Here is a 26763-nt window from a genome sequence, read left to right on the forward strand (position 1 = left end):
TTAATGGGGACTTTTATGTTTTGTTGCATTTAATATTACATTTTACGTAAAAATAATAGCAATAGTATCGGAAAGTAAAGATAAGTATTAAGTAAACGTATGCGTCAAACTATGCCCAACTAAAAAATGCCTACTCAGAACTGAAATAACTAATCCAGGTAAGCATTTTTTATTATTCGTTGTCGGTTTGAAATAATTCGTAATGGACGATATCATCTCGATTCAATATTTTTTTGACTTTTGGTTTTTCTATAGGAAAACCAAGACCTAGAATTGCAACAATTTTAGGTCTGACGGGATGTTTAAAGCTTCCCTCACATCTGTTTCACGAACCCTCGACTCTTCTGCATCCTCTGAATGATAGACAGCATCAAACCCAACGCCGAGCTGTAGATCCGATGCAGCTAACCACATAAATGCTGTCGCGATGGATGCATCTTGCAGCCACTATTTACTGATACCAGCTCGCCCAGTCACAACAATCGCCACTTGCGCAGTAGACAGCCATTTCATGAAGGGTGTCGTTTTTCAAAACAGCCAGTTTTTCCACGTTTTTCAATGACGATAAATTCACGGGAAGGAAAATTATTCCCTGAAGGTGCATAAAGCTGAATCTATGATTTGATCCAGTAGGTCCCCAGAATTTCTTTCTCCTGAAAACTAGTGATTTCACGTCTTAAACGTATAACTTCTACTATTGACAATTCCCCCCTGTACTTATTGGAAAGATATCCTTTTAACTAATTATACCGTCAATTCCAACTACTCACAATTTCGAAGATTTGAGATTCTTAAAGGACACGCTGCTCTATCTGTTGTTTAATCAACAAAGCAAAGCCTTCAATAGATAAACACTCCGTTTTCTGACTACCAAATTCCCGAACATTCACCGTTCCATCACTAACCTCTTTGTCACCAAGAATAAGTGTATAAGAAACCTTCTGAAGTTGGGCTTCTCTTACCTTGTAACCTAACTTTTCGTTCCGCTGATCAATTTCAACACGTATGCCTTCATTTCTTAAAACGGACTGTACACACAATGCGTAATCCAAATGTACACTTGAAACAGGAACAATTTGTACTTGCCTAGGAGCGAGCCATGTTGGAAAAGCACCTGCAAAATGTTCAATCAGTATGCCGAAAAAACGATCGATTGAGCCAAAAATTGCACGGTGAATGACCACCGGCCGAACTTTTTCGTTGTTTTCATCAATATACGTGAGGTCAAACTTTTCAGGCATTTGGAAATCGAGTTGAATTGTGCCGCATTGGTGGCTGCGTCCAAGTGCATCTTTAATATGGAAGTCAATTTTTGGTCCGTAAAATGCACCATCCCCCTCATTTAATTGATAAGTAACCGCTAGATCCTCTAATACATTCTTTAGAGCCTCTTCTGAATCATTCCAAATCTCATCACTTCCTAGTGATTGTTCTGGCCTAGTTGAAAGTTCAATCGAATATTCAAAACCAAAAGTTCGATAAACTTCATCAATAAGATGAATAACTTGCTTTATTTCGCTTTTAATTTGATTATGTCTCACAAAAATATGCGCATCGTCTTGGCAAAATGTTCGAACCCTTAATAGTCCGTTAAGAGCACCACTAAATTCATGGCGATGGACTTGACCGAATTCAGCCATACGTATTGGTAAATCACGGTATGAATGAAGACTATTTTTGAAAATTAGCATATGGCCAGGACAGTTCATCGGCTTCATCGCAAATTTTGCGTTTTCCACTTCTGAAAAATACATATTCTCATGGTAATGATCCCAGTGCCCCGATTGCTCCCACAGACGTTGATTCATCATGAAAGGCGTGCGGACTTCTGCGTACCCCGCCTTCGTCTGAAGTGCACGTGAAAAGTTCTCTAGCTCAGTGCGTATTATCTGCCCATTCGGTAAATAGAACGGCATGCCTGGTGCTTCCTCAGAGAACATGAATAATTCAAGTTGCTTTCCAAGTTTTCGATGATCCCTTTTTTCTGCTTCCTCCAAAAAATACAAATGCTGTTCTAAGTCTTTCTTTTTCAAAAAGGAAATTCCATAGATACGTTGCATCACTTGATTATCACTATCTCCCCGCCAATAAGCACCTGACACCTGCGTTAACTTGAATGCTTTTATCCATCCAGTTGACGGTAAATGTGGTCCGCGGCAAAGGTCTATAAATTCTCCTTGTTTATAAAGGGAAATTTTCTCGTCCGCTGGTATGTCTTTTAATAGTTCTAACTTAAACAATTCGCCACGCTTCTCAAATAGTTCTTCTGCCTCTCCATACGTGACTTCTATACGTTCAATTTTCAAATCTTCTTCGATAATAGCTTGCATCTTTTTTTCAATCATTACTAAATCATTCGAAGTGACGCTTGTATCCGATAGAAGGTCATAGTAAAAACCGTGTTCAATTATGGGTCCAATCCCTAACTTCGAATCGTCATAAAGTCTTTTAACCGCCTGCCCTAGCACATGTGCAGTTGTGTGCCTTAGAACTTCGAGTCCTTCTATCGATTCCTTTGTGAAAAGTGTAATCGCAGCATCCTCCATAATGCATTGTGATAAATCATATAATTGTTCATTCACTTTTCCCGCTACAACATTCTTTCTCAAACTTAAGCTAATGGACTGTGCAATATCCGCTAATGTAATACCTAGAGGAAAATTCTTTCGGCTACTGTCTGGAAATCGAATCTCAATTTGCTTGTCATTCATCTTAAAACACCCCATCCAATTTTTTGTATAAAAAAATACCCGTCCCAAATAAAGGGACGAGTATGATTTACCCGTGATTCCACCCAAATTTCTAACACCATCCAACAATGGTGTTAACTCATGGCGCTGTAACGTAGCATTAACGGAATTAGTTACTTCATTTCACTAATACAGCTCAAAAGTGGTAAATTATCTTCTGCGTTAGGAAGTTCTCAGCAATACTTCCCTCTCTGGAAACCATCAAAATAATTCATGTCTTTGTCATCGCTTTTATCGTTATTCAGTTATATTTCTATACAAATAAACACACCCATCCCTAGTAAAGGGACGAGTGTGTTTGCTCGTGATTCCACCCAAATTTCTAACACCATCCAACAATGGCGTTTGCTCATGGTGCTGTAACGTAGCATAGACGGCTTCATGCAGCTCAAAAGTGGTAAATTGTTTTTCTAAGTTAGGAAGATTTCAGCAATACTTCCCTCTCTGGAAACCATCAAAACAATTCATGTCTTTATCATCGCTGTTACAAGTATAGTTAAAATTCATTGAAATCGAATTAGTTAATATCCTACAACAAAGAAAATGGATTATCAAGCTTTTTTTGGTTGTATCCAATACAGTTTATGTATGATTAGTTAAAAAGGATACTCATAGTTAGGTTCATACTGGCCCGTATCCTCAAATCATTTCATACCTAAAAAAGTAAAGCCGACCTTTTCCAATACCTTTAGTGACCTTTGACTATCAGGACTTCCAGATGCTGTGTACACGTGCACTTCTACATGATTTCCGGCAATTTCTAAGTAAGACTACGCTGTTTCTCTTGCGAAACCTTTGCCACTATATTTTTCATTATAATGATAAGTTAATTCTATATTACTTAATAAATTCATACAATTAAATTCAGCAGTATTTATAATTTCATTAGCTACGTCAAAGGAGTAATTAATTATGAATATATCCTGAAATCCATGTTCATTTTGTGGTTATATTCTCAGGGGTTTCCTCTCTTTCTTAAGGTAAGCGAAAAAACCTTTTGAACGAAATAATATGGGAATAATAACCCCAAGGATTATGCTAATTCCCGTGGGGTTACTTTATTCACACGTCAAGCAAGCTATATAAATGAGCGGAGTCACTGACATAAAACGTTTGCTGCTTGCGGCCACTTAATAACAATAAAGAACGAAGGAGATTAGTTATCAATGATGTTTATGTTGTAGTTTACTAACCACATGTTAATTTGGGATAGGTGGGCGATGAGTTGGGGGCCTGTCATAAGCTGACCGAACCAAGGAACTTTGAATGAGGATCCGTCTGAATCGATGATGTCCTTGACTCTTTGTTTTGAGACAAGTTCTAGTAGGGGAGATGTTTTATTATCTAGGATGTTGTTTAACTTAGTCTTTACGAGTTTCATATATGTTTGATGATGTGTTTTAGGGTACGGACTCTTTTTCCGGTATAGAATTTCATTAGGAAGTACTCCTTCTAAAGCCTTTCGTAATATTCCTTTCTCTTGGCCGTTCAGCATTTTCATTTCCCACGGTATGTTCCAGGCATATTCAACAATTCGGTGATCGGCGAATGGAACCCGTACTTCTAAACTTGCTCCCATACTCATGCGATCTTTTCGCTCCAGAAGCGTTGACATAAACCAAATCATATTTAAATAAGACATTTCCCGGTGCCGTGCTTCTATTTGGGTTTCTCCCCCTAGAAGAGGCACTTCACTAATCGTTTCGTTATAGCGATCCCTCACATACCCTTCCAAATCGAGTTTCTTTTGCCAATGTGGAAGCAACAGCTGCTGTCTTTCCGTTTGTGACCGCATCCACGGAAACTCCTTTCCGTGCAGCAGTTTTTCTTTATAGAACCATGGATATCCTCCGAAGATCTCATCCGCACACTCACCAGACAATGCAACTGTATAATCTTGTTTCATCTGTTCGCAAAACCATAACAATGATGAGTCTACGTCTGCCATACCAGGTAAATCTCTCATCATCACTGCTTCTTCCAACAGATTTGCCAGCTGATCATTATTTATAATAGCCGAGTGATGAATAGACCCCAAATATTGTTGCATTTTCTCTATCCATGGTGCATCTTGATCAGGCTGAAAGGAACTCGCTTTGAAATATTGATTGTTGTGCTCGTAGTCAATGGAGTACGTATGAAGGGTACCGCGTCCCTCTTTTTTAAAATATTCTGAAGCAAATGAACTAATAGCACTCGAATCAATTCCTCCAGATAAGAATGTACAAACAGGTACATCAGCAACTAACTGGCGCTCAACGGCATCCTTTACAAGAATTTTTACTTGTTCAGCCGTCTCATCTAACGTATGATGATGCTTTTTGCTTTCTACATTCCAATACCGCCAAGTTTTCAGTCCATTTCGATTGTAAATTAATGCATGAGCTGGGCGAAGTTCATTAATGCCCCGAAAGACACCATGACCAGGAGTCCGGGATGGACCTAATCCAAATATTTCCTGAAACCCCTCTCTGTCCACTTCACTTTTCACTTTTGGATGTGCAAGTATTGCTTTAATCTCTGAACCAAATATGAGCGATTCGTTTTCTTCACGATAAAATAGAGGTTTGACACCAAGTCGGTCTCTTGCCATAAAAAGCTGCTCTCGGTGTTGATCCCAAACAGCAAATGCAAAAATTCCATTTAGATGCATTACGCAATTTTCTCCCCACTCGATATATGCCGTCAGTAACACTTCCGTATCGGAATATGACTGAAAAGAGTACCCTCTTTGTAGTAATTCCTTTCTAATTTCTTCTGTATTATAAAGCTCTCCGTTATATACGATAGTAAAAGTATGGTTGTTTTTTTCTATTGACATCGGCTGTATACCTCCGGCAGGATCGACAACTATAAGCCGGGTATGACCAAGTAACAGATGGCGCGAACTCCATACATTAGAAGCATCCGGACCACGCTTCGTCAATGAATTCGCCATCTTTTCCACAATGAATACTTGCTGTGTCAAATCTTGATGCCAATCAATCCATCCTGTTATTCCACACACTCGCAATCACTCCTTCTCATTAGAAATTTACATATTAGCTTTTTTTCACTATCCACCGCTTCATTAATATTGCGACAGATATTGATCGCGTTCCCATGGGTGTACTTGTGTCCTATACATATCCCATTCAATTTCTTTTGCTTCAATAAACCGTTCCAACAAATGGCTGCCTATAGCTTGAGTAATCACTTTGTCTGCTTTTAATTTTTTTAGTGCCTCAGCTAAAGTAGCCGGCAAATCAATGATTCCGGTTTTTTCCCGTTCTTCTTTTGACATCAAATAGATATTTTTGTTAATTGTTTCAGGAGGTGTTAATTTATTTTTAATGCCATCTAATCCCGCAGCTAACAAGACTGCCATGGCTAAATATGGATTTGCAGCAGGGTCAACACTACGAACCTCTACACGTGTACTCATTCCACGTGATGCGGGGATTCGAATAAGTGCACTTCTATTTCTTGCTGACCAAGCCACATAGCATGGCGCCTCATACCCGGGAACTAACCTTTTGTAGGAGTTTACAGTAGGGTTTGTAATAGCAGTAAAACTCTGAGCATGTTTCAGAATTCCTGCCACAAAATTTCTTGCAGTATCACTTATTTCTAGCGACCCGTTTGGATCATAAAATGCATTTTCGCCATTTTTGAATAAGCTCAAGTTACAATGCATGCCAGATCCATTTATGCCGAATAATGGTTTAGGCATAAATGTCGCATGTAGCCCATGTTTGCGAGCAATTGTTTTAACGATAAGCTTAAAGGTTTGAATATCATCACAGGCTCTTATGGCACTTTGATATTTAAAGTCAATTTCATGCTGGCCCGGTGCTACTTCATGATGGGAAGCTTCAATCTCAAATCCCATTTCTTCCAGTTCAAATACGATATCGCGACGGCAAGTTTCCCCTAAGTCAGTTGGTGCAAGATCAAAATAACCGCCATGATCATTCAATTCCAATGATGGTTCACCCTTGTCATTGAGTTTAAATAAGAAAAATTCAGGTTCAGGTCCAACATTGAAATCAGAAAACCCAAGTACTTTCATTTCATTTAAAATCCTTTTGAGATTATTGCGAGGGTCACCTTCAAATGGTGTTCCATCTGGATGATAAATATCACAGATGAGACGCGCGATCTTTCCTTTTTCTGTTGTAAAAGGAAAGATAATAAACGTATCTAAATCTGGGTATAAATACATATCAGATTCTTCAATACGTACAAATCCTTCAATTGATGAGCCATCAAACATCATTTTGTTATCGAGTGCTTTCGGCAACTGACTAATCGGAATTTCAACATTTTTTATTTTTCCGAATAAGTCTGTAAATTGTAGTCGAACATACCTTACATTTTGCATCTTAGCCAAATCTAAAATAGATTCTCTGTTCATACTTAGATCCTCCCCTTTTGTCTAAAATCATTGCCTTCATCGATTACTGAACCATTAATATAGGTGTCTCTCCCCAATTCTCCATGGCAGATATATGTTGCTTTTCCTCTTTTCCAAATGTGGCCATGTTCATCCCAGCTTACCGTCAAGTCTCCTCCAGGTAGATGAACGGTTATCGGAAGATGTCTATCCAACATATCGTTTAATGTGGCAGCTACTACCGCAGCGCAAGCCCCTGTTCCGCAAGCCATTGTTATACCCGATCCACGTTCCCACACTCGATAATCAATTTCTTGGCTGTTCTTGACATGAACAATTCCGACGTTTATTCGTTCTGGGAACAAATCAGAGTGTTCAATTACAGGACCTATTTTATCTAATGGCACTTCATTCACATCATCAACAAACATGATTGCGTGTGGATTCCCAATCGATACACAAGTCATGTAATACACATCTCCTCCAAAAGAATGCGGTTCATTTATCGCAACCGAGAATGGATTTCCTTGCATCGGTATCCTGTTTTTTAGTAGTTTGGGCTCGCCCATATCAACAGTTACATACTGCACGTACTTTTCATGGTCTACATCTACTTCCAAACTCACCACCCCACCCAACGTTTCAATTGTAAAAGGAGATGTTGTAGCGTACTTTTGATCAAAAAGAATCTTTGCTACACAACGCAATCCGTTGCCACAATTCCTTGCTTCCGATCCATCCACGTTAAAAATTCTCATTTGAAAATCTGCTATATCCGAAGAGCCTATTATTATTATGCCGTCAGACCCGATACCGAAGTTCACATCAGATACTATTTGAGCAAGCTGATTATAGTCTTGGTAGTCCATTTCAGTTTCTAATTGATTGAAAATAACGTAGGAGTTTCCCAAACCATGCATTTTAGTAAACAACAACTTTATCCCCCCCTTAAAAGATGAATTTGGATGTACTCAACCTCGCTTTGATTTCAGTGATTACTCGTTGCTCTTCTTTCACTCCTTTCGCTTGAAACGTAACCGAAAATCGCACATAGTGTCCGGCATCATCCCATGGAACACTGGATATTAAATGTTCACGTAATAAATATTGGCTAAACTCTTCCGCTGACTGAAAGTGAGGACCGCTTGCTACCGCTTTTGGTATCTTTGTATATAAGAAAAATGATCCTTTCGGTTTTTTAACATTAAAGCCACACTCACGTAAAACTTTTTCCAAAAGATTGTGACGCCGTGAATACTTAGCTACAGTTTGTTCTGTAATTTCTGGATGAGAAAGGGCAAATTCCGCTGCTTTTTGTATGGCGATAAATTGACCAGAGTCAATAGTGTCCTTCACTGTCTTAATCACTTTGACAAGTTTCGAATTTCCTGCCATAAAACCAATGCGCCAGCCTGTCATATTGAATGATTTCGATAAGGAATGAAGCTCTATTCCAACCTCCTTTGCCCCGGGTACAGAAAGGAAGCTTAACGGCTTTTCATCATCGAATACGAGAGCAGCATAAGAAGCATCATGCACAACGATCAATTGATTTTTCTTTGCAAATTGGACTACTTCCTCAAAGAATTCTACAGTTGCTACAGCCCCTGTTGGGTTGTTCGGATAATTCAAGTAAAGTAGCTTCGCTTTCTTGAGAATACCCTCATTCAATGAATCTAGTTTTGGCAGAAATGAATTACTCTCCAATAGCGGCAGATGGACAATTTCTCCTCCGTAGTATTCTGTGTGAGTGCCTAAAATAGGATAACTGGGCGATGGCATAAGTGTAATATCACCAGAATTGATGAAGGCTGCAGGAAGCATCGCCAAGGCTGACTTTGATCCGATCGAATGGTTGATTTCGGTTTCTGGGTCGAGGTCATACACTCCAAATACATGTTTCATATATTTGGCAGCTGCATGCTTCAACTCAACTATCCCATTATCCGCATACATGCGATTTTCAGGCTTCTTTGCTTCTTCTGCCAATATTTCCACAACTGCTTCATCTGCCATTGCATCAGGCTCTCCAACGCCAAGATCGATCAATTCCATATGAGGATTTGCCTGCAATGCTTCTTTTTTTATTCTTTTTATTTTTTCAAATTTATAGATTTCCTCTTTTAAACCAAATTGCGGACCCCCTAAACGGTCTGCAAACAGTTGTTGTATATAATCAGCTGACATATCTATTCCCCCAAAACATTCATGACATTTTGCTTATGATGTACTCATTACATTCAATGACTACCTCCATACTTCTTGAATAGCCCAACCTACCTCTGTTCTCCTCTACTATTTGAATTCATTTTCTACTTTTATAATATCGATTATTAAATGGAATTGATTTAGACTTATTGCTTAAACATTTGCACTTTTTTAGTGATACAGTAAATTTGCAATAAAAAAAGCCAAGCATAAGAGCCTGGCGAGTTTAACGAATTTCTGAAGGGTTTTTACCTGTGTACTTTTTAAATTGTCTGCTGAAAAAATGGAGATCGCTGTATCCAAGGACATACGCAGCTTCTGTCACTGTCATACCTGAATAACGGAGTAAATGTTCCGCTCGTTCAATGCGCGAACGAATGATATATGATCTAACCGTATGGCCAATTATTTGTTTAAACTTCAGAGAAAAATATCTTGGAGAAAGATTGGCCCGAGCTGCTAAACTTCCAATTGAATGTTGTTCACCGGGATGCTGCTGAATATAGTTAGCTATTTCCCGAACAGTTTCCAGCAAGATATTGCTCGTGTAAGCCAGTTGCTCTACCTTTTCTTCTTCTTCTTCTTCTTCTGCTCTCAATAGGTGAATCATTAGTTGCTTTAAGATGAGCTTTGCCTCTATTTCCATTCCAAATGTTTTCACTAATAACAAGCGAACGTATTGAGTTAAGAGTGATTCAAAACTGAAAGTATTTTCAACCATCCGATGGGCGGTAGGGACCAATTGTGGTGTTTCAGTTAAGTCGAAATGAATATAGGTTAATACTAGGGGGTCTTGGGGATTATGCGTGGCAGTTGTCACGTCTCCATGTTTAAAAAGAAAACAGTGCCCTTTTTGTATATCATAAGACTTTCCGTTTAGTACCAATATTCCTTCACCGCTCCAAACATAAAATAAATCATAATTAGGGAACGGTTTATCGCGCTTTTTCCATTTCCAAGTCGGCTCACAATGAATAGTGGCAAATGCCGGTTTCAAAATAAATTGATCCGGATTCAAATCTAACATGCAGCACCCCCTTATTTTTCAGCAAACCTTTTTAGGTAATTCCTAATAATGCTCGTCTACCTTTTGTCTTCGGTTAACTCTATGTAACCATATTCGATAAAACTCGCTAAAATTACTATCAACAGTGTATTCAATACAGTCTTGAATGGATAGAAATCCTTTACTTGCTATTATATGTCGTAGATGTACCGCATAAAGCTTCCAAGCACAGATAGCAAGTAGGTATGAAAAATTTGCCCATCTTGAGGTGATTGTCAAACTGTTTTTTAAAGCAACAGTATTTCAACCGTTGATACATACGCGCGACGGTAACATAAAAAGCGAAATCAGAGTTGCGCGTGAAGCATAAGGGACTACTCTATCACGAAATAGGAAAAAAAGAAAAGAGGTTTTAGAGATTTTTTATTATCAATTCATTATAGTTCGTAGATTATTTATAACTTCTATATCCTATATTCATAATAAAGTTCTTCTTGCTCTGTATCTTCAAACCATTTCATGCATTTAAAAGGAAATCCAATCTTTTCTAATACTTTTAAAGACCCTTTATTCTCTGGACTTGCAGAAGCAGTGATAACCTGTACTTCCCCATGATTTATGGCGATTTCTACACAAGCATACGCCGCTTCTGTTGCGAAACCTTTGCCCCAAGATTTTTTACTATAATGATAAATTAATTCCACATCGCTTAATGAATTCACACAATTAAATCCAGCAGCACCTATAATTTCTTTAGATTCTTTATCTTTTACTGCGTACACGGATAAACCGTTAATTTCATGACATTTCCTATAGCCTTCGATAACTTGGCCCAACACATCACTTGAAGAAGCACCATCGCATAATGCCATCACTTCTTCATCACCCCAAAACTTTTTCACTGAATCTAAGTGAGAGTCATTAAACACACATAGATATAAACGTTTAGTCTCATATATAATTTCCATTTTTTTCACCTACTTATTTATTGTTAACTCAATTTCTGTGATTTTATCAGCTTTGGTAAATGTTATTGTTGATTTTTCTCTCCAATTTTTCACAGTTAAACGTAGCTACTATTCTAAATTCTACCTTCTTATTGTAGAATCACAATAAAAAGAACAACATTAAATTTTCACAGCGCCAAATCAATAAATCAATTCTTCATATTTAAATAGCCTCTTTCAATACAATTTAGCAATTTCATCCTTCAACTTGTTCATTGTTCCCTATTTTTAAGATTGTGAAAAGCATTACACATAAAATAATCAATAGTCCTCCCAATGCTGGAACAAAATTATCAAAAACATCAATTGTTAATCCAATAAATGCAGGACCGAGGGCCCCGAGTAGATAACCACCAAATTGCATCATCGCAGACCAAGACACTGTTTCTTCACTATTTTTGGCCTCTTGAATAGGTAGAAGTAGTGCCAAAGGAAACAAACCACCAGCCCCAATACCAAGGAAAACTGTAGCTATCCACGGAGAGTAATTTAGCAGTAAAATCAAAATCCCTACTATTTCTGAAAAACTACAGACTAGTAACCAAACTTTTCTATTACCCGTTTTGCTAACGAGTATAGGTAGTAAAAAGCTTATGGGAATTTGGATTACTGTAAATAGAGTCAGAATCAAACCGGATTGAGAATAGCTGAAACCCATTGATTGTACGATTGGTGCTAACCAAGCTGTTAGCGAATAAAAGATAGCCGCCATGCATCCAAAAAACAACATGAATAATGTCACCCTTTTATTTTTTACAAACAAAGCTGAAATAGGCAGGGTATCTGTACTCTTTTCTGCTTTTTTTAGAAGTGGAATAAGTAGTAAAAATGCAGGAACCGCTAATATACTCCAGAAACCTAATGCGTGTTGCCAAGATTCATTCATCCTCTGGTATGTAGGCACAGAAAGACTGGATGCAACCGCTGCACCAATCACCATTGACACGGAATAAACCCCCATTAAACCATGATTGTTGGGAAAGTATTTTTTTATAAATCCTGTAATTAATGGTCCAGCAATCCCTATTCCAATCCCCGAGAATAAAGCTGTCGCAAACAACAAAAAGCTATTATGAATGAACATACGAAGGAATGTAGCAACGAATATCAAAGTCATTGCTATAAGCAGAGACTTCTCCATTCCCAAACGCTTATTTAACTTAATGGCCAATATGGAAAATAGCCCCATACAAAAAACCGGTAGTGCGGTTAGTAAACTAGCTGTCACCCCGCTCATACCTAAATCCGTTTGGATGATATCAAGTAAAGGCCCAACAGAAGTAATCGACGGTCTTAAATTTAATGAAACAAAAAATATAATCATCACAAGATAAACAAAACGCATGTGAAACATCTCCTTCATTAAGCATTGCATTCATTGTATATTTGCGCTTATAATAGTTCAATACTATTTTTTCTATACAAACCATAGCTGTAAGCTATCATAAAAGGAGCATGTTAAATGGAAATCAGGCAGTTACACTATTTCCTTATGTTATGCAAAGAACTTCATTTTACTGAAGCTGCCTACAAACTAGGTATTTCACAACCAACCCTAAGCCAGCAAATACGGGTATTGGAAGATGAATTAGGCCTACCTCTGTTCGATCGCCTTGGAAAAAAAACCGTTAAGACCGAAGCAGGTAATCTCCTTGAGCACTACGCATTGCAAATTGTTCAACAACTAGAAAACGCAAAAAATGCTATAGAAGATCTTACAAATCTGAATACCGGTCACTTACGTGTAGCAGTATTACCATCCGATCTTGATTATCGATTAACAGCATTACTAATCGATTTTCACAAAGAATTTCCAAATACTAAAGTGCAAGTGATTCCATCGATTGATATTTTAAATAAGGTGTTAGAAAATGAAGTTGATATTGGTGTTGGGCTAGCGATTCAACCAGACAGTCGTTTAAATCGCATCCCTTTTTATACCGAATCGTATAGTCTTTTCGTTACTAAAGACCATGAATTAGCAGACAAAGGTATTATCTTGCCTGCTGACTTAGAAAATCTGCCTTTAGTTATGTATCCGAAGGGATTCTCTGGACGAGATTTGATTGAGACTTGGTGTTTAAGTCAAGAAATTGCTATCGATGCCCTGTTGGAAACAGGATCAGCCACATCTTTGTTTCAACTTGTAAAAGCAGGGATTGGGGCTACTATTCAACCTAGTCAACTAATTGAAAGTTTCCAATCACTCGGTATCCGTGCTATTCCAATCAAGGATTCCCCTACTAGGAACTTAGAGATGTTTTATCGTACTGATAAATATTTAAGTCAATCTGCAAAAGCATTCTTGAACCGAATGGAAACCTTTTTTTAATGTAAAAATACCATTTAAATGTTTATTTATAGCTGAAGTGTAAAAATAGTTCTATTCTAAAAGCTCTTAAATTGAATAAACCCCACAAAGAACATATTTCTCTGTGGGGTTTTCACTCTATTTACTTCATTATTCTTCACGCATTTTTTTATCGCCAATCATAAACGTCAGGATGAGCATCATCACATACAGTAACATGATAATGCCGAACGTATAATGATGGTTCGCCGTCCCGTCATAAACAACTGCAATCAGAAGAGGCAATAATCCCCCTATGATGAAACCGCCTGTTTGCATCATTGCAGTCCAAGAACTTGCTTCCTCAGCTGTCTTTGTCTCGTCAAGTGGTAAAAGAAGTGCTATGGGGAATAAACCGCCAAGTGGTATCCCCATGATGAATGCGCCTGCCCACATGAGTGGATGGATCCCTGTCCAGAACAGCGCAACTGCGAGCATCCCCGCAATAAGCATTAGCATAAGCCAAAACTTTCGTGCTGGAAAACGCTCCATCAGCAAAGGTAGGAGAATGTTTAAAAAGATTTGGACCGTCGTCATAATGCTAAGGAGAGTTCCCGCCTGCAGCAATGTCATTCCGGAAGAAATTGCAATTGGCGCGAGCCAAGTAATAATTGAAAAGAATGCAGATGACTGCAAACCGAAAAATAGTAAGAATAGCCATGCCTTCCGTGTTTTCCATGGGGATCTCACCTTTTTCTGTTTCCCCTTTACGACAACGGAATCGAGTTGACGTACTTCCATGTTCCCTCTCATTGCTAAAAACCAGGCAACTAGACCGAGAAGTGCTAGCATGGACCAAATACTAAGTGCAAACAAGTAGGATCCTGTTCTATCAAAAAATACAGCCGTCAGTCCTGCACTAGCTGCAGACCCGACCCCCATCCCGAATGAATAAATTCCGATAACAGATGCAGCGCGGTCCGGGAAATACTGCTTGATCATTGCGGAAAGGAGTGGCCCGATTACTGCAATAGCGATACCTATAAGGAAGGCTGTTCCGATTAGAATTAAAAAACTGGAAATGAACCCGCGTAAAGCGGTCATTAGTCCAATTAGTATAAGCATTGCATAGATTGTATACTTCAATCCAAATTTCCGGTTCAACACCGGTGCCATTGAGGCAAAAACGCCCATACAAATGACAGGTACCGCCGTCAATAGACTCACCTGTGCATTAGATAACGTCAACTGCTCACGAATTGTTTCAAGCATGGGCCCAATGGAAGTGATAGCTGGCCTCATGTTAATGGATATCGCAAAAATCGCGAAAATAATAAGAAATGCGTTTTGTTTAGTTACTTTTTTAGACATTTACTCGTTCCTTTCTTTCAGTAAAACAAATAGCTCTGGGCGTTCATTGCTGAGGGAAACTCTGGTCATCCCCCTAAAACGGACAAAGTAGGGTATAGTCTAGTCTATGCAAGAACTCTAATTATCCTATCTAGGATGGAAGGTTTTCTTCTCCATATTGATCAAGGAACTGTCTTTACATCACTTCAACACCATAAACAATCAAAGAAACTTGGCTTTATTCCAAGCATGTCAAGAAGAGAAAACTGCTGGGACAACACTGTAATGGAGAGTATCTTTTCACACTAAAGTGGCATGTAACACTAAATAAAATAAGCCGTCTTACAATTAAATAAATCTTCATAGACGGCTCTTTGTCATGCGTACCCAAGTGGTTCGCTATTTTTTATAATTCGAGCTTTCTGTCTAGCATAGCAAACCGTAGATTTAAAATAATAATTAGTGTGTGGTGCTACAATCACATATCCCAGTGAAAACACAAAATAACCAAACATTCAATAGAGTGTCTAGTTTACATTCTATCACGTTATGAGGGTAGTGTTGCGAATAGTGCCATGTGTGTATAGCTAACCGGAGTACTTATCCACTATAGCAAACTCTATTATTAATTCCGCCATTACCAATCCCCTCACAGTGTTATACGAGAGGAATTCGGACTTTTTTCATTGCTCATAACTTCTCTTTTCAAACTTATATGCTGAAACCTTATAATCAATAAATGCACCAATGAACCCTATAGGTATACCGCCTGCAGAGGTTGAAAGTAAAATAATAAAAAGATCTACCCTCCCTACTTTTTGGTACAAAAAATAGAAGACTAAAACGGTTCCAATTGCTGTGAATATCACCGTGAAATAATAAGTTATATTCACACATTCTTCCTCTCCCGTCAATTTCTCACTCATACCATACCCTCATTTCTTGGAACAACAATAATGTACTTTTATTATTCACTTACTTTTGTTGTTTCAATCAATTTAGGCATGATATCCGTATTATCCTCACTCGGAAATACGTGCGCGATATGCGTTTGATATGTTTGCTATTAAGTTTATCGGATTCATATATTGCTCTTTCGCTTAATGTTCAAACTGCGTATTAAACAGTTTTCATAATGTGTTTCGATTGCCTCTGTGGTACTATCATTTAATACATAATGAAAGGAACTAAAGCCATGATTATATTAATACAGTTGATCAGCTCAATACCCAGCTTGTAGGGCGTGCTGCAACACCCCTTGACGTGCCTTGCAAGCTCGGGTTTCTCCAAGGGAGCTGATCCAAATGAAAAACCGTTCCAAAGCCTATACTCGCCATCAGCGAGAGAGAATCATTCAAAGAAAATGGGCAATTCTAAAAGATGCTCTGCAACGAGAAGGCGAGTCCATGCCCGTGCGTGGGACATTAAGCAAAGGAAAAGTCCATTGTTCTTGTAGAATGTGCTGCTATGAACAGTATCATGGCATCCCAAAATCTAAACATAAAGCACAATGGGCAGCGATGCAGAAGGAAATAGACGATTAAGTCTATTTCTATTTTTAATGGCTTTTTTTATTTCACATAATGTGTCCACTGTTTATCGGACCGCACATGTATCAGCGCAAGAAAGTAAATGACCCTTCACACTAAAGTGGATTCATACATATCCTGTAAAAGTATGCTACCAATGCATATTTGACATCATATAAGGAAGGATGTACTTATGAGTTCGAATATTGATTACACTTCACCAGCAACTCAGTTCACTTTTGACGTAAATGACAGTCCGATTTTCAAAAAAGACAATCAAAATTTTATTAATGTGTTAGGTATCAAACAATTAAACACATTAGAAAATGTGTCATTACTTGATATCTTTCTTAGCGCTGGCAATGTCATCGAGCCACATTACCATCAACATGCTGCAGAGCTTGTTTATTGTATTTCTGGAGCTTGTACTGTTTCATTTCTGAATCCTTTTACAAAAGAAATCCAAAATTATCCTATTACCCCTGGGCAAGTTGCAAACGTGCCGCAAGGATGGTGGCACTATATAGTAGCTACTGCTAATAACACTCATTTTTTAGGTATTTTTGATGCACCAACTCCGGAAGTAATTCTAGGGTCTGACCTCTTAAAATTAACGCCTTCGAATATTATGGCACATACCTATTGTATGGATGAGAGTCAATGGAAAAAAGCAATTGCTCCCGTTGAGCCTTCTACATTTATCGGACCCCCAAAGGACTGTAACAGAGTGAAAGAAACCACCTCATATCCAGTCCCACATTCTGTAGAGCAATACGCCGACCAAATGTGTCCATATACTTATCAAAAATAACAATTTATCGTTCTTTCTCTTTGAACGCGTCCATCCCATTCATTACTTTACTTGATGTTCGAATTGGCGACCTCCTCACTAATCTGTGGACGGGTCGCTCTAGCTTTGTTCAATTTAACCTTCTCACTGACAACGAATCGAGCTGCTGACGATTGTGTCGGTCATTTTTTCACTTCACGTTGAACTTCTTAATAGTTCTACTCCAGACTGATAATCCTCTTTTCCGGGGCCTGTACTATATCCTGCATGTTCTTCCCCTCCACTTGTCTCCTCACTCCCCTTTTCTCTATTTATGGGTAAATAAAAAAGAACGCCCGGATAGACGTTCTTGTTAATCGATTAATGCATACAGTTATTTGTTTTTTATATAGTCCATCCCTTGCGTTGTTATTGCTAATACTAGATTATCTGACCCTTGCCCACTGTCTATGGCATATTCCTTTTCGATTAGGTATTCAATAGCCAGTTTGCTGTTTACGTCTGCATTTATCATTGCTTTGGGTAATTTATAACTTCCTCCATTATTAGCGAAATGATAATCATAAAGACTTTGTAATAGTATATCTGATAATTTATTTCTTTCTTCATTAGTCATATGTAATCCCTCCTCTTCCTTCTACCATTCGACAAATGAGGAAGGAATCCTTTAAATAAATAATAGCCAGTGATGGACGAACGTTATAGTATTACTCGATTTCACTTAATTTCAATTCCGTAAAACTTTTTCTGATAATTTCTTCAGAATAAAAATTTATTTTCCCACATTCTGTAACCTCTTTGTATTTTACTCGGTAGCATTTATTGCTTATCCTAACAATGTCCGCATCCATCATCAATTGCGCAGTTTGAAAATCAACAATTCCTTCACTGCTCCCTCTAGCTCCCAGTCCAAATTCAGTAATAGCATAAACTTTGACAGCCCCACTCATAAAACCACTCCTCATATATCTAATACTTTAACACTCTAACACCTTAATGCTTAAATACTATAATATCCGACAAAAAAAGGAATATCAATCCTAATAAAAGGATTCAGATTGGTCATAAAAAATACACCTCTCAACCTAGGTGTTCGTTTGTTGTAGAAATAGAATCAAACCAAGATATTTTATAGAATTGATTAAAGCTGAAAATCATATCACCTTGACTATGGTGACATAGTAATTCAGGTTCCCCCTTAATGATTGCATTGAGTTCTGTCTTTTCGCTCGCAGGTCTTTTAATTTTCTACCATCATCTTCAGACACATCTTGCCCAAATACCCATAACTTTCTATTCTGAGTATCCATCGATAACAAAAATTAAAGTGAAATGAATACTTTATTTTCTTGATGTTGATAAGTTAGCGTTGGAGAAACTTCGCGTATTTAACTGAATCTCGCCGTTAATTTAAGAAAAGCTCCTAACGTTGCACACAGATTCCCTTAAAAATATAGTCTTTTATAATAATCAATAATAGCTTAGAGTTGCTATTCAAGGGATGAAGTACTTTCCTTAAACAAATGCACAAAATTTATATTTGAGAGAGGTAGTTAAATGAAAATCGATTCACCAAGAATACCAAACGATTTACCTACAATCAATTTCCAAGATATTTTTTACCAAGAAGATCCAGAACTTGAATTATGTATAATTAATGATTCCTTTTTTGCTAATGAAGTGTTGCATAGAGTGCGATTATCTAAAATGTCTTTAAAAAATTGTAAGTTTAACAATACTAATTTTAGTAATATCGACATTACTGATGTTATTTTTGATAACTGCGATTTTTCAAATGCTAACTTGAGTAGTTCTTCTATACATAGGACGGTATTTAAAAATTGTAAATTATTAGGTCTGGATTTTACAGAGTCTCGATTTGGCAATGTTGAGTTTGATAATTCTTCACTGAACTTAGCCTCATTCGGAAATTCAAAACTAGAAAAAGTTAAATTTCTAGACACATCATTAGTAAGCTCTGATTTTTATGATTGTATATTTAAAAACGTCGAATTTAGATTATGCAACATAAACAGTGCAACCTTTGAAAAGACACCACTTAAAGGAATCGATATTAGTAATTCTACTTTTGAATCACTTACAGTATCTCTAGCAGATCTTAAAGGCTGCAAAGTGAGTTCTTTCCAAGCAATTCAATTTGCTTCTCTATTAGGCTTGATAGTTACTGATTGAATTTATTCTAGTTATATAATTAACTTTGCCAACTAAACTTAGACAAAAAATGGCCATTATAAAATCCCATTCATCATAGTCGTTAGCTGACTAACAATAAGAGGAATTTTTATAATGGCACACCACTGAATATCATACAAAAACGTAAGATGTTTCTTCTATAAGATTGATGTAAGGCCCCTTTAATTGGTTTTGCATAGAAAACAATTAACACGGAATGATACTTCTCCAACCTGTAGCACATTTATTATGCACACTAGTTTCCTCTTTTCACCAAACGCACAGAATGAATGCTCTTGTTCAACTATTACATCCATTAGTGAAATATCATATTTATTTTAAAGTTGTTTTAAACACATAACTAGTTTTGGCATACTTCATTTTATCCTCATAAAAACGGTGTGCATCTGTACGCTGTAATCCTGAAGATAAAGAAACACTTTCATAATTATTTTCTTTTGCCCATTCATGAACATATGTAAGTAGTTTTTCACCGTATCCTTTTGAACGTATAGTAGTATCTGTAACCAAGTCACAAATCCAAATAAATCTGCCACTAGAAAGTGTTATCATCGGCTTCAAACCAGTAACTGCAACAATTTCACCACCATCTAGTAAAGCGAACATTTTATATCTATCATTCTCTTGCGCAGCAATTACTATTTCAAGATAAGTATTTTCATCCAAGTGAGTTCGTAACTGCTTCATAACAGGAAATGCTTCAATAATTTCATTGCGTGATTGAAGTTCTTTAATTGTTAACGTATCCATAAGTGGAAACTCCTTTCCAATTTTTCGCCGAATTGAATCTAACATAGTTTTTCGTCTACCTTACTTATTGAAGAAGAATCGGCTATTCTTAAAGATTTTATCCTTTTTCCAACTGATGCTCCAGTAAGTTGAATAAGTATTAATTTGAACAAGCCCTAATTAAAAACACAAATACTATAATCATAATGAATGAAATAATATTTATTAAACAGCTACCACTTGGTGCACCTGTGGTTGCTTGTGCCCACGTATTATTTAAAGTGCTACCTGGATTTTTCTGTTGTTCTTTTGCCTTTAATCTCTCTCTTTCTTTTTCTTCTGCAGACATATTACCACCACACCCATTACATTTTTTATATTTACTACTATCAATAATTTGTTTATCCTTTTTTGATAATTCGTTATTAGTGAATGATTCATCATTATATTTTCGACAAGGATCATTTGCAAGGTCACTTTTCATTAATACGATTAAGTTGTTTCTATCGTAACGCATTTACATCTTCCCCCACACTTGTAATTCGACTTACAGTGAGGAAGTCCTCTTTTTGGTTTGATATTACGCAACTTTTTGCTTAACGTAAAAAAGCGACCCAGCCACAATTTCAATTTGTGGACAGGTAGCTTTGGTTTTGTACTTATTTAACCTTCTCATGGATAACTAGGCAACGTTGATACCACAGTGTTCTCGGATTATCCATATTAAAGACTGTCAATAGATAATCTCCTGTTGTTCGACTAATGCGCATGCTAGCCATACATGTAGCGCAAAACCAGAGCTACACCATAGAGGATGAAAATGTGTGCTGAACGGGTATTGGGTCGATCTACTATGATGGGCAGAGAAGCCCTGGCTCCAACGACCACAGTGCATCACAGACTGTCGTACCCAATATTGGCAGCACTTACGGGAGATCAATCCTACTCTGGTTACTGCCCCAGCCTTGCCTATATTCTAGGGTGGGTGGATGTATGGGGATGATTTTTCATTTACCTATCCATTCCATATTATCATTCTTATAGCTCAGCTTTTTTGGTTATGCGCTATTATCAATAAGCTTATTAGCTCAATCCCCTATTTTCTTTTCGGTTTTGGTTAAGAATTTTTCCAATGCTTCACTAATATCAATATCCGTGCGGTCAGCCAAATTAATCAGCCACCACATACATTCACCAAGCTTATGTTCAAGTTCAGATTCAGTTTCTCCATTTGTTGGCCAACGCCCTTGTTGAGACATTGTTAGACGACCTACCAAACCAGCATCTGTCAGGAAAGCTAGCGCATCTTCTTCTACTGTCCATTCTTTTTCATGATACTGTCGTTCTAAATTATGGTAGGTTTTTCTTAATTGTAAAGAACGTTCAACGGCTTCACTAAAATTCATATTTTTCATTTTGTTTCCTTTCTTTTATAGACATGTATGGTTCATCTGTTTGTATTTTGATAAGGGCATCTCATCTTACTCCCATAAAATAAAAATAGCGCCAATTTCTCTTTAATAGAAATCAGCACTTCATTTATTCACTCTACGCTGCGTGACGCTTTTGGCGGTTGGCACACGTCACATTTACGTTGGTTATTATTATTAAATTTCGTAAATGTTTTTTCAAAGTTGCTACCACATGCACATTTAAATTGTAACTTTTGAGAAAAACCGAGATATTCAGTCGTTAACAACTTACTTTCTGAGTTTTTCTCAACAAATTCTCTAATTTTATCGATCGTCCATCGTTTAATCATTCTCTTACACCTCCATATTTTATCTATAGGCGGAGGCTTTTTTTGGGCATCCGTTCTATTATGAGTTAAAGTCGTAATTATCCTAAGCTCCTCATTATAACATGAGCTGACACACAATCAAACAGATGGAAGGGATCTTATTTAACGAATTTGTCCCGCCAGTTGAATAAGAACAGAGCATTGTTCTTTATTTGCCCAATTTTATACGAATACCACTTAATAATCAATGGATTTATGGTTGATTCTTAGATTGATCAATGCCTTTCTTGGAGCACCAATACCACCAAACAATTCAAGTATTTTATTCACTACTTTCACCTGTCACTTGGTTCCCCCATTCGTTGCTTCTTTGTACTGATCACTCACCTTTAATTGACTTTATGTCATACTCCTTAACGAGTTAAAAAGGGAGGGATATCCAATAGGGTCTTTCACTCCGATATTTATTTTCATTATTTATTTGGTTATTATCTGGTTCGTTATCAGTTTTATCAATGTCCAAAAAGAACGAAATACTATACTTAAAGAAATTCCAAACAAATTTAACGGTAAAAAGACAGAGTGATTTGTCTCTTTTCCTACATTTAATGTTCGTACCGTGACTCAATTATTATTGAAACATTTGAAACTTATTGGTTTTACATACGTAAATTAGATAACTCCCCCTATAAATGTTGATGCACCAACGGTTATCACCATTTTTCAGAGTGCCAAAAAATATTTTTCAACCGTCTTAGAAACACATAATGTAATTTGTGTTAAAAATTGCGAGTATGGTAGTACGCTTCGCCGAAACCAGTTCTAATAACTGGTTTTAATCCAATATGTTATGCACATTGGATCTCTGCGTTTTCTTATGTCGACGTACCCTTCCAAGTCTCTTGGCATCATGTACCCACATTCCTTCGTTCCTTCGTTCGGTCTATTCATAAGGCAGAGGCCAGCGAAGCTTATATTTAGAAAGTTGGTGTTCTACTTGTTTATATCAGAGGTAACTAACAAAGTTATAAATATTTTCCTTTTACTTGTATTGATATATGTAATTCTATTCCTCCAAAACGGAAGTATACTGATGAAAGCGTTAGCAGTCTCTATATTCTCAGTTAGGATTTTATATGACATCTACCAAATAATAAAAATCAAGAAACCAAAAGCTGATTAAACCTAATCGGCTTTTTTTTATATGCGCTTTGTTTGTACTGTGTGTTACCTTCTTAGTTCTTCAATAGGGAATCCGCGTTTTATAAAGTCTTTAAAATCTTCAAACTTAGACCTATAACAGAGTTCCAAATATATCAAATGTAAGTCCTCTCCGCTTAATTCAGTATGAAAGTATTTATTGAGTTTTTCTACCAACCTATTAGCTTGTTTCTTTTCTAAACCCTTGCCAATCTGACGACAAAGATTAAATACAACTACCATTTTCACATTCTTTTATATCCGCATAAGTGTTGCTTGCTACGTCTATAATCAACTCGTTGTACTGGTTCGAGACGTTAATTCCATAATTTTGCATAAACCGAAAAACCTCGCTGATTTTCTATATCTTTAACGACTCCTGTAAATGATTCATACCGCATATGGGCAAATATCATGATTCCAACTTCTACGGCGAATTCTATTGATTCACCAATTCTCCCGCCAATTTCAAGAACATCTGTTCCTATTAGTTTTGGGCCTACCGCTGCAGCCTTTGATTTCGGTGGTTTTGGAAGTGCTACCATTTTCATCATTCTTTCTGTACCAGTCTCTTAATTCCGCTAGGTGTTCCCTAAACATCAGTGATATGGCCAACTCTTCAGCGCTCTGATCAATCACGTTGTAGCAACTCCCCTTATGCCTTGATTTTCTACCATTGCAAAATAAATACCAATCAATTCTTCCGTCCTGTTACGTAGCCGTATATTCAAGTAGCGTCTCTTGTCCTCATAGCCGCCATGAATAAATGCATACTCGGTGAACGTCCCATCTTTTCCCCTTTTAATTAACTTCATGTTTTTTCTTCGTGCATAATTATTCGTTTCTGCCAATTCAGCTCGAACGGTCTTTAACGCACTTTCAACGATATAGGTGTAAGGTGCTTTCAACTTGAATGAGCTTGTTTCAATCACTTCTCGGTCTCTCTCCAAGATACTTATAATCATCGGTAAATAAATCATATTCTCGAAATACGGTAATGCTTCTCCTGGGATTAACGGCATTAGATCACCATTCTTTCTTTATATACGATGGGAACAAGCGCCAGCACGTTATCAAGTGTAAATTTCTGATTGGGGTTACGTAGAAACACTAGGCATGGAATGATACCTCAGCGACCTGCAGTACATTGATTCTTCGTTTGCTGATTAGATTCGTCTGCAGCCATGTATATCCATATCTAGGGATTCGTCATATTCAACTGACTTAATTAACCGATTGCGTACATTCGTTCCCTGTCTTGATTCATTATACCGAATAAACGTTCGTCTAGCAAGCAAATGTAAGACCGTCAATAGAAGATCTCTTTTTGTTCAACTAACGCTCCCGGTTATTTCAAAAACTATTTCATTTGCATTAAGCTTGTCCACAAAAACTCTTCTCCGAAAAATTCACTTTGTTGAGTAATCTTTTTCATTCTCCTGAAATTAAGGATGTCAAAGTCCTTTGCTAATACTTCTTTAAGTCTCTTTTCTGTATAACCTATACCTTTATTTAAACTACCCGCTCTATAAAATTCCCAATCAGAAGTATCTAATGCACCATCTGTATTGAAGCACACCAAACCAAAATAGCCATTTGGTTTAAGTGCTTTTTTAATTACTTCTAAATATGATAACCGCCTATGTGGCGCTAAATGATGAAGTAAACCACAATCGTAAACAAAGTCATATGAATTAGGTTCAAAGGGAAAACTAAATAATGAATGGCAATAAAAGTTTATATCTACTTCATCTTTTCTTGCCCTTTCCATTGCCCAATCAATAGCATTCTGTGAAATATCTAGAGCATCCACTTTACAACCTTTTTGAGCCATATAAATAGCGTTTCTACCTGGTCCACAACCAATTTCTAGTACACGAGTTGGATTTAGACCATTCTCGTAATACTCAACTAAGTTCTCATCAGGACCTTTTATTTTAAAGAATGGTATTTCCTTATCACGATTAGAATAAAAACCTTCCCAAAATTCTCTAGGTTCTCTTAATTGATTATCTAACATATTTAATAAATCATCGTAATTTAAAATAACTTCTTTCGTCATTTTGACAACCTCTTCCTTTTAATTATGCCGAAAAATAAGTAATTGGAATAGTTAATTAGTTATTGATTACCACTCTTTAATTGATTATTTTTTTATTGTTAAGATCAAACTTGAAAACATCAATTTTTTGACCTTTATCATCTGTAATAGTCTCGACAAAACTCCATCCTCTATCTCGATAGTAATCTGAAGCATTTTCTGTTCTTAAATATAATTCTTTATAACCTAATTTCTTTATAACTTTTAAAGTTTCAGTTATCAGCTTTTGCCCTACTCCTTTACCCCGATGCTCAGGTTTTGTATATAAAGAAGCGAGCCATGGTTTGTACAATTCCCGTTCCTTTAAATCATTTTCAAATATTGATATAGTACCTGTACACTCGTTTTCTTCTATTGCAATTAAAGTAATTGGAAATCGTTCGGAATTTGTATTTGAAAAGTATATACAGACTTCTTCAAAAGTCATTTTACTACCTGTATTTACTACAAATTCTTTATATATCATATTTGAAACATCATTAACATAATCAGACCGGTTCGACAATAAATCAATAAGCATTATTATCCCCCTCGTATTTCTATACTTCTACAATAACTGATTGTTGTCCTAATCTCCCCAATAGTTGAAGAAAAACAGAGCATCGCTCTTTATTAGTCCTGATTCATACGAATACCTTTTTAATTCGACAAACAAAAAAGGCACCCACTCTACTCTGTATGATTAAAGACAAGAAATTGTACATGATGTTTTATTACATCATAGATTGTTTATAATGTTACACATATTATTAATATGCACATTACCAAAAGGAAATTTTAGAGGTATACATTTTTATTTTACAATTACAAAGTGCTTACTCCCCTTTTTTAGTGGCTAGAGGAAGAAATTAACTATCGGGAAAACCGGGTGGGATGGAATGAATCGGAAGGAAAGATACGAGTAGCTGTTGAGGATTATTTGCTGCATGAAATGAGCTGTAAGGTTCGTGATAAAGATCGTTTCGTTTTATGAATTTAACAAACAAACGCCCTAATACCATTGATTAATAGCGGTTGAAAATACATTGTGAAAAATCAAGAGCGATGGGTAACTAATCAATTTGAGCAGTTCAAATAGAAGCCGCTCACTCTATAAGAGGGTCAAAAACCTATCTTGGAGCAATGTATAGGCGTACAGCAGCACGGAAAGGAAAAAAACGTGCAGGTATTTCTGTCGCCATGCCATTTTGAAGATTGCCTATTATCTCTTAATACGCAAAGAAATTTATGTAGACTTAGGCGAAGATTATTTCGACAAACAAAAACAACAATCCATTGTACGGTATTCTGTTCGAAGGCTCGAAAACTTAGGGTACAACATTACAATCACTGAACCAGAAGTCTCCTAATCCAACAAATAATCTGAGTCAGGAACTAGACGCTGCACTCTTTTTTAAAAAATATTGAGCAGTATCTCCTTTAGTGTTGTCATTTTTGCGAAGTTTGGCGTTTAATTTTCATTGGAGTTCAAGT

Annotated in this window: 24 protein-coding genes and 1 other annotated feature; of the genes, 4 read left to right on the forward strand and 20 right to left on the reverse strand. The window is 36.9% G+C overall.

The window, feature by feature from the left end; genetic code table 11:
- Positions 1-791 precede the first annotated feature (791 nt).
- The 8 genes from thrS to MKY15_RS19125 form a co-directional block, all read right to left on the reverse strand.
- Complete coding sequence (gene thrS / locus MKY15_RS19090) at positions 792-2711, reverse strand: threonine--tRNA ligase (RefSeq protein ID WP_342538252.1); 1920 nt, start codon at positions 2709-2711, stop codon at positions 792-794.
- Between the two features lie 49 nt (positions 2712-2760).
- Positions 2761-2985, reverse strand: a binding site (T-box leader).
- A 921-nt stretch (positions 2986-3906) separates the two neighbouring features.
- Positions 3907-5757: an asparagine synthase (glutamine-hydrolyzing) gene (asnB, locus tag MKY15_RS19095; protein ID WP_342538253.1), complete on the reverse strand. Its 1851-nt coding sequence runs from the start codon at positions 5755-5757 to the stop codon at positions 3907-3909.
- A 63-nt stretch (positions 5758-5820) separates the two neighbouring features.
- Positions 5821-7146 (reverse strand): type I glutamate--ammonia ligase, encoded by a 1326-nt coding sequence (gene glnA / locus MKY15_RS19100; protein WP_342538254.1) that lies wholly within the window; start codon positions 7144-7146, stop codon positions 5821-5823.
- 2 nt (positions 7147-7148) lie between these two features.
- Positions 7149-8060 (reverse strand): diaminopimelate epimerase, encoded by a 912-nt coding sequence (gene dapF, locus MKY15_RS19105; RefSeq protein WP_342538255.1) that lies wholly within the window; start codon positions 8058-8060, stop codon positions 7149-7151.
- Between the two features lie 13 nt (positions 8061-8073).
- The gene (locus MKY15_RS19110) at positions 8074-9312 is read right to left on the reverse strand and encodes an LL-diaminopimelate aminotransferase (protein WP_342538257.1); all 1239 of its coding nucleotides are present in this window, start codon (positions 9310-9312) and stop codon (positions 8074-8076) included.
- Positions 9313-9559: 247 nt separating this feature from the next.
- Complete coding sequence (locus MKY15_RS19115; protein WP_342538258.1) at positions 9560-10360, reverse strand: AraC family transcriptional regulator; 801 nt, start codon at positions 10358-10360, stop codon at positions 9560-9562.
- Between the two features lie 443 nt (positions 10361-10803).
- Complete coding sequence (locus MKY15_RS19120; protein ID WP_342538259.1) at positions 10804-11307, reverse strand: GNAT family N-acetyltransferase; 504 nt, start codon at positions 11305-11307, stop codon at positions 10804-10806.
- A 235-nt stretch (positions 11308-11542) separates the two neighbouring features.
- On the reverse strand, positions 11543-12691 hold the full coding sequence (locus MKY15_RS19125; RefSeq protein ID WP_342538260.1) for an MFS transporter: 1149 nt from the start codon (positions 12689-12691) through the stop codon (positions 11543-11545).
- 117 nt (positions 12692-12808) lie between these two features.
- On the opposite strand from MKY15_RS19125, the gene MKY15_RS19130 reads away from it, so the two are divergent.
- Positions 12809-13678: a LysR substrate-binding domain-containing protein gene (locus tag MKY15_RS19130; protein ID WP_342538261.1), complete on the forward strand. Its 870-nt coding sequence runs from the start codon at positions 12809-12811 to the stop codon at positions 13676-13678.
- Positions 13679-13807: 129 nt separating this feature from the next.
- Here the strand turns inward: MKY15_RS19130 and MKY15_RS19135 are convergent, their stop codons facing one another.
- On the reverse strand, positions 13808-15007 hold the full coding sequence (locus MKY15_RS19135) for an MFS transporter (RefSeq protein WP_340742146.1): 1200 nt from the start codon (positions 15005-15007) through the stop codon (positions 13808-13810).
- A gap of 662 nt (positions 15008-15669) precedes the next feature.
- The gene (locus MKY15_RS19140) at positions 15670-15912 is read right to left on the reverse strand and encodes a hypothetical protein (RefSeq protein ID WP_338656604.1); all 243 of its coding nucleotides are present in this window, start codon (positions 15910-15912) and stop codon (positions 15670-15672) included.
- Between the two features lie 378 nt (positions 15913-16290).
- Here MKY15_RS19140 and MKY15_RS19145 point away from each other — a divergent pair, with 378 nt between their 5' ends.
- Both MKY15_RS19145 and MKY15_RS19150 read left to right on the forward strand, forming a co-directional pair.
- On the forward strand, positions 16291-16530 hold the full coding sequence (locus tag MKY15_RS19145; protein WP_340742147.1) for a hypothetical protein: 240 nt from the start codon (positions 16291-16293) through the stop codon (positions 16528-16530).
- 178 nt (positions 16531-16708) lie between these two features.
- On the forward strand, positions 16709-17326 hold the full coding sequence (locus MKY15_RS19150; protein ID WP_067209523.1) for a cupin domain-containing protein: 618 nt from the start codon (positions 16709-16711) through the stop codon (positions 17324-17326).
- 352 nt (positions 17327-17678) lie between these two features.
- Here the strand turns inward: MKY15_RS19150 and MKY15_RS19155 are convergent, their stop codons facing one another.
- Together MKY15_RS19155 and MKY15_RS19160 are read right to left on the reverse strand one after the other, a co-directional pair.
- The gene (locus tag MKY15_RS19155; RefSeq protein ID WP_338656601.1) at positions 17679-17921 is read right to left on the reverse strand and encodes a hypothetical protein; all 243 of its coding nucleotides are present in this window, start codon (positions 17919-17921) and stop codon (positions 17679-17681) included.
- A gap of 91 nt (positions 17922-18012) precedes the next feature.
- The gene (locus tag MKY15_RS19160) at positions 18013-18255 is read right to left on the reverse strand and encodes a hypothetical protein (protein WP_338656599.1); all 243 of its coding nucleotides are present in this window, start codon (positions 18253-18255) and stop codon (positions 18013-18015) included.
- A 607-nt stretch (positions 18256-18862) separates the two neighbouring features.
- Between MKY15_RS19160 and MKY15_RS19165 the strand changes: the two genes are divergently transcribed.
- A complete protein-coding gene (locus MKY15_RS19165) occupies positions 18863-19498 on the forward strand; it encodes a pentapeptide repeat-containing protein (RefSeq protein WP_342538262.1) in 636 nt (211 codons plus the stop codon).
- 333 nt (positions 19499-19831) lie between these two features.
- Here MKY15_RS19165 and MKY15_RS19170 read toward each other — a convergent pair whose 3' ends face one another.
- The 8 genes from MKY15_RS19170 to MKY15_RS19205 form a co-directional block, all read right to left on the reverse strand.
- Positions 19832-20269, reverse strand: a complete 438-nt coding sequence (locus MKY15_RS19170; RefSeq protein ID WP_338656598.1) for a GNAT family N-acetyltransferase — start codon at positions 20267-20269, stop codon at positions 19832-19834.
- 139 nt (positions 20270-20408) lie between these two features.
- On the reverse strand, positions 20409-20765 hold the full coding sequence (locus MKY15_RS19175; protein WP_342538263.1) for a hypothetical protein: 357 nt from the start codon (positions 20763-20765) through the stop codon (positions 20409-20411).
- A gap of 571 nt (positions 20766-21336) precedes the next feature.
- The gene (locus MKY15_RS19180; protein WP_338656595.1) at positions 21337-21663 is read right to left on the reverse strand and encodes a MazG-like protein; all 327 of its coding nucleotides are present in this window, start codon (positions 21661-21663) and stop codon (positions 21337-21339) included.
- 128 nt (positions 21664-21791) lie between these two features.
- Entirely contained in the window at positions 21792-22010 is a 219-nt protein-coding gene (locus tag MKY15_RS19185; RefSeq protein WP_067209539.1) for a hypothetical protein, read from the reverse strand.
- A gap of 1496 nt (positions 22011-23506) precedes the next feature.
- Positions 23507-23743, reverse strand: a complete 237-nt coding sequence (locus tag MKY15_RS19190) for a hypothetical protein (protein WP_067209543.1) — start codon at positions 23741-23743, stop codon at positions 23507-23509.
- Between the two features lie 81 nt (positions 23744-23824).
- A complete protein-coding gene (locus tag MKY15_RS19195) occupies positions 23825-24211 on the reverse strand; it encodes a hypothetical protein (protein ID WP_067209546.1) in 387 nt (128 codons plus the stop codon).
- A 338-nt stretch (positions 24212-24549) separates the two neighbouring features.
- Entirely contained in the window at positions 24550-25251 is a 702-nt protein-coding gene (locus MKY15_RS19200) for a methyltransferase domain-containing protein (protein ID WP_342538264.1), read from the reverse strand.
- A gap of 76 nt (positions 25252-25327) precedes the next feature.
- Positions 25328-25810 (reverse strand): GNAT family N-acetyltransferase, encoded by a 483-nt coding sequence (locus tag MKY15_RS19205; RefSeq protein WP_338656588.1) that lies wholly within the window; start codon positions 25808-25810, stop codon positions 25328-25330.
- Positions 25811-26763: the final 953 nt, after the last annotated feature.

The organism is Sporosarcina sp. FSL K6-1540 (assembly GCF_038620285.1).
Taxonomy (GTDB): Bacteria; Bacillota; Bacilli; order Bacillales_A; family Planococcaceae; genus Sporosarcina; species Sporosarcina psychrophila.

Coding starts and splice junctions, on each gene's coding strand:
- thrS (WP_342538252.1), bottom strand. CDS start 2,711: ATGAATGACAAGCAAATTGAGATTCGATTTCCAGACAGTAGCCGAAAG.
- glnA (WP_342538254.1), bottom strand. CDS start 7,146: ATGAACAGAGAATCTATTTTAGATTTGGCTAAGATGCAAAATGTAAGG.
- MKY15_RS19110 (WP_342538257.1), bottom strand. CDS start 9,312: ATGTCAGCTGATTATATACAACAACTGTTTGCAGACCGTTTAGGGGGT.
- MKY15_RS19115 (WP_342538258.1), bottom strand. CDS start 10,360: ATGTTAGATTTGAATCCGGATCAATTTATTTTGAAACCGGCATTTGCC.
- MKY15_RS19120 (WP_342538259.1), bottom strand. CDS start 11,307: ATGGAAATTATATATGAGACTAAACGTTTATATCTATGTGTGTTTAAT.
- MKY15_RS19125 (WP_342538260.1), bottom strand. CDS start 12,691: ATGCGTTTTGTTTATCTTGTGATGATTATATTTTTTGTTTCATTAAAT.
- MKY15_RS19130 (WP_342538261.1), top strand. CDS start 12,809: ATGGAAATCAGGCAGTTACACTATTTCCTTATGTTATGCAAAGAACTT.
- MKY15_RS19135 (WP_340742146.1), bottom strand. CDS start 15,007: ATGTCTAAAAAAGTAACTAAACAAAACGCATTTCTTATTATTTTCGCG.
- MKY15_RS19140 (WP_338656604.1), bottom strand. CDS start 15,912: ATGAGTGAGAAATTGACGGGAGAGGAAGAATGTGTGAATATAACTTAT.
- MKY15_RS19145 (WP_340742147.1), top strand. CDS start 16,291: ATGAAAAACCGTTCCAAAGCCTATACTCGCCATCAGCGAGAGAGAATC.
- MKY15_RS19150 (WP_067209523.1), top strand. CDS start 16,709: ATGAGTTCGAATATTGATTACACTTCACCAGCAACTCAGTTCACTTTT.
- MKY15_RS19155 (WP_338656601.1), bottom strand. CDS start 17,921: ATGACTAATGAAGAAAGAAATAAATTATCAGATATACTATTACAAAGT.
- MKY15_RS19160 (WP_338656599.1), bottom strand. CDS start 18,255: ATGAGTGGGGCTGTCAAAGTTTATGCTATTACTGAATTTGGACTGGGA.
- MKY15_RS19165 (WP_342538262.1), top strand. CDS start 18,863: ATGAAAATCGATTCACCAAGAATACCAAACGATTTACCTACAATCAAT.
- MKY15_RS19170 (WP_338656598.1), bottom strand. CDS start 20,269: ATGGATACGTTAACAATTAAAGAACTTCAATCACGCAATGAAATTATT.
- MKY15_RS19175 (WP_342538263.1), bottom strand. CDS start 20,765: ATGCGTTACGATAGAAACAACTTAATCGTATTAATGAAAAGTGACCTT.
- MKY15_RS19180 (WP_338656595.1), bottom strand. CDS start 21,663: ATGAAAAATATGAATTTTAGTGAAGCCGTTGAACGTTCTTTACAATTA.
- MKY15_RS19185 (WP_067209539.1), bottom strand. CDS start 22,010: ATGATTAAACGATGGACGATCGATAAAATTAGAGAATTTGTTGAGAAA.
- MKY15_RS19190 (WP_067209543.1), bottom strand. CDS start 23,743: ATGATGAAAATGGTAGCACTTCCAAAACCACCGAAATCAAAGGCTGCA.
- MKY15_RS19195 (WP_067209546.1), bottom strand. CDS start 24,211: ATGCCGTTAATCCCAGGAGAAGCATTACCGTATTTCGAGAATATGATT.
- MKY15_RS19200 (WP_342538264.1), bottom strand. CDS start 25,251: ATGACGAAAGAAGTTATTTTAAATTACGATGATTTATTAAATATGTTA.
- MKY15_RS19205 (WP_338656588.1), bottom strand. CDS start 25,810: ATGCTTATTGATTTATTGTCGAACCGGTCTGATTATGTTAATGATGTT.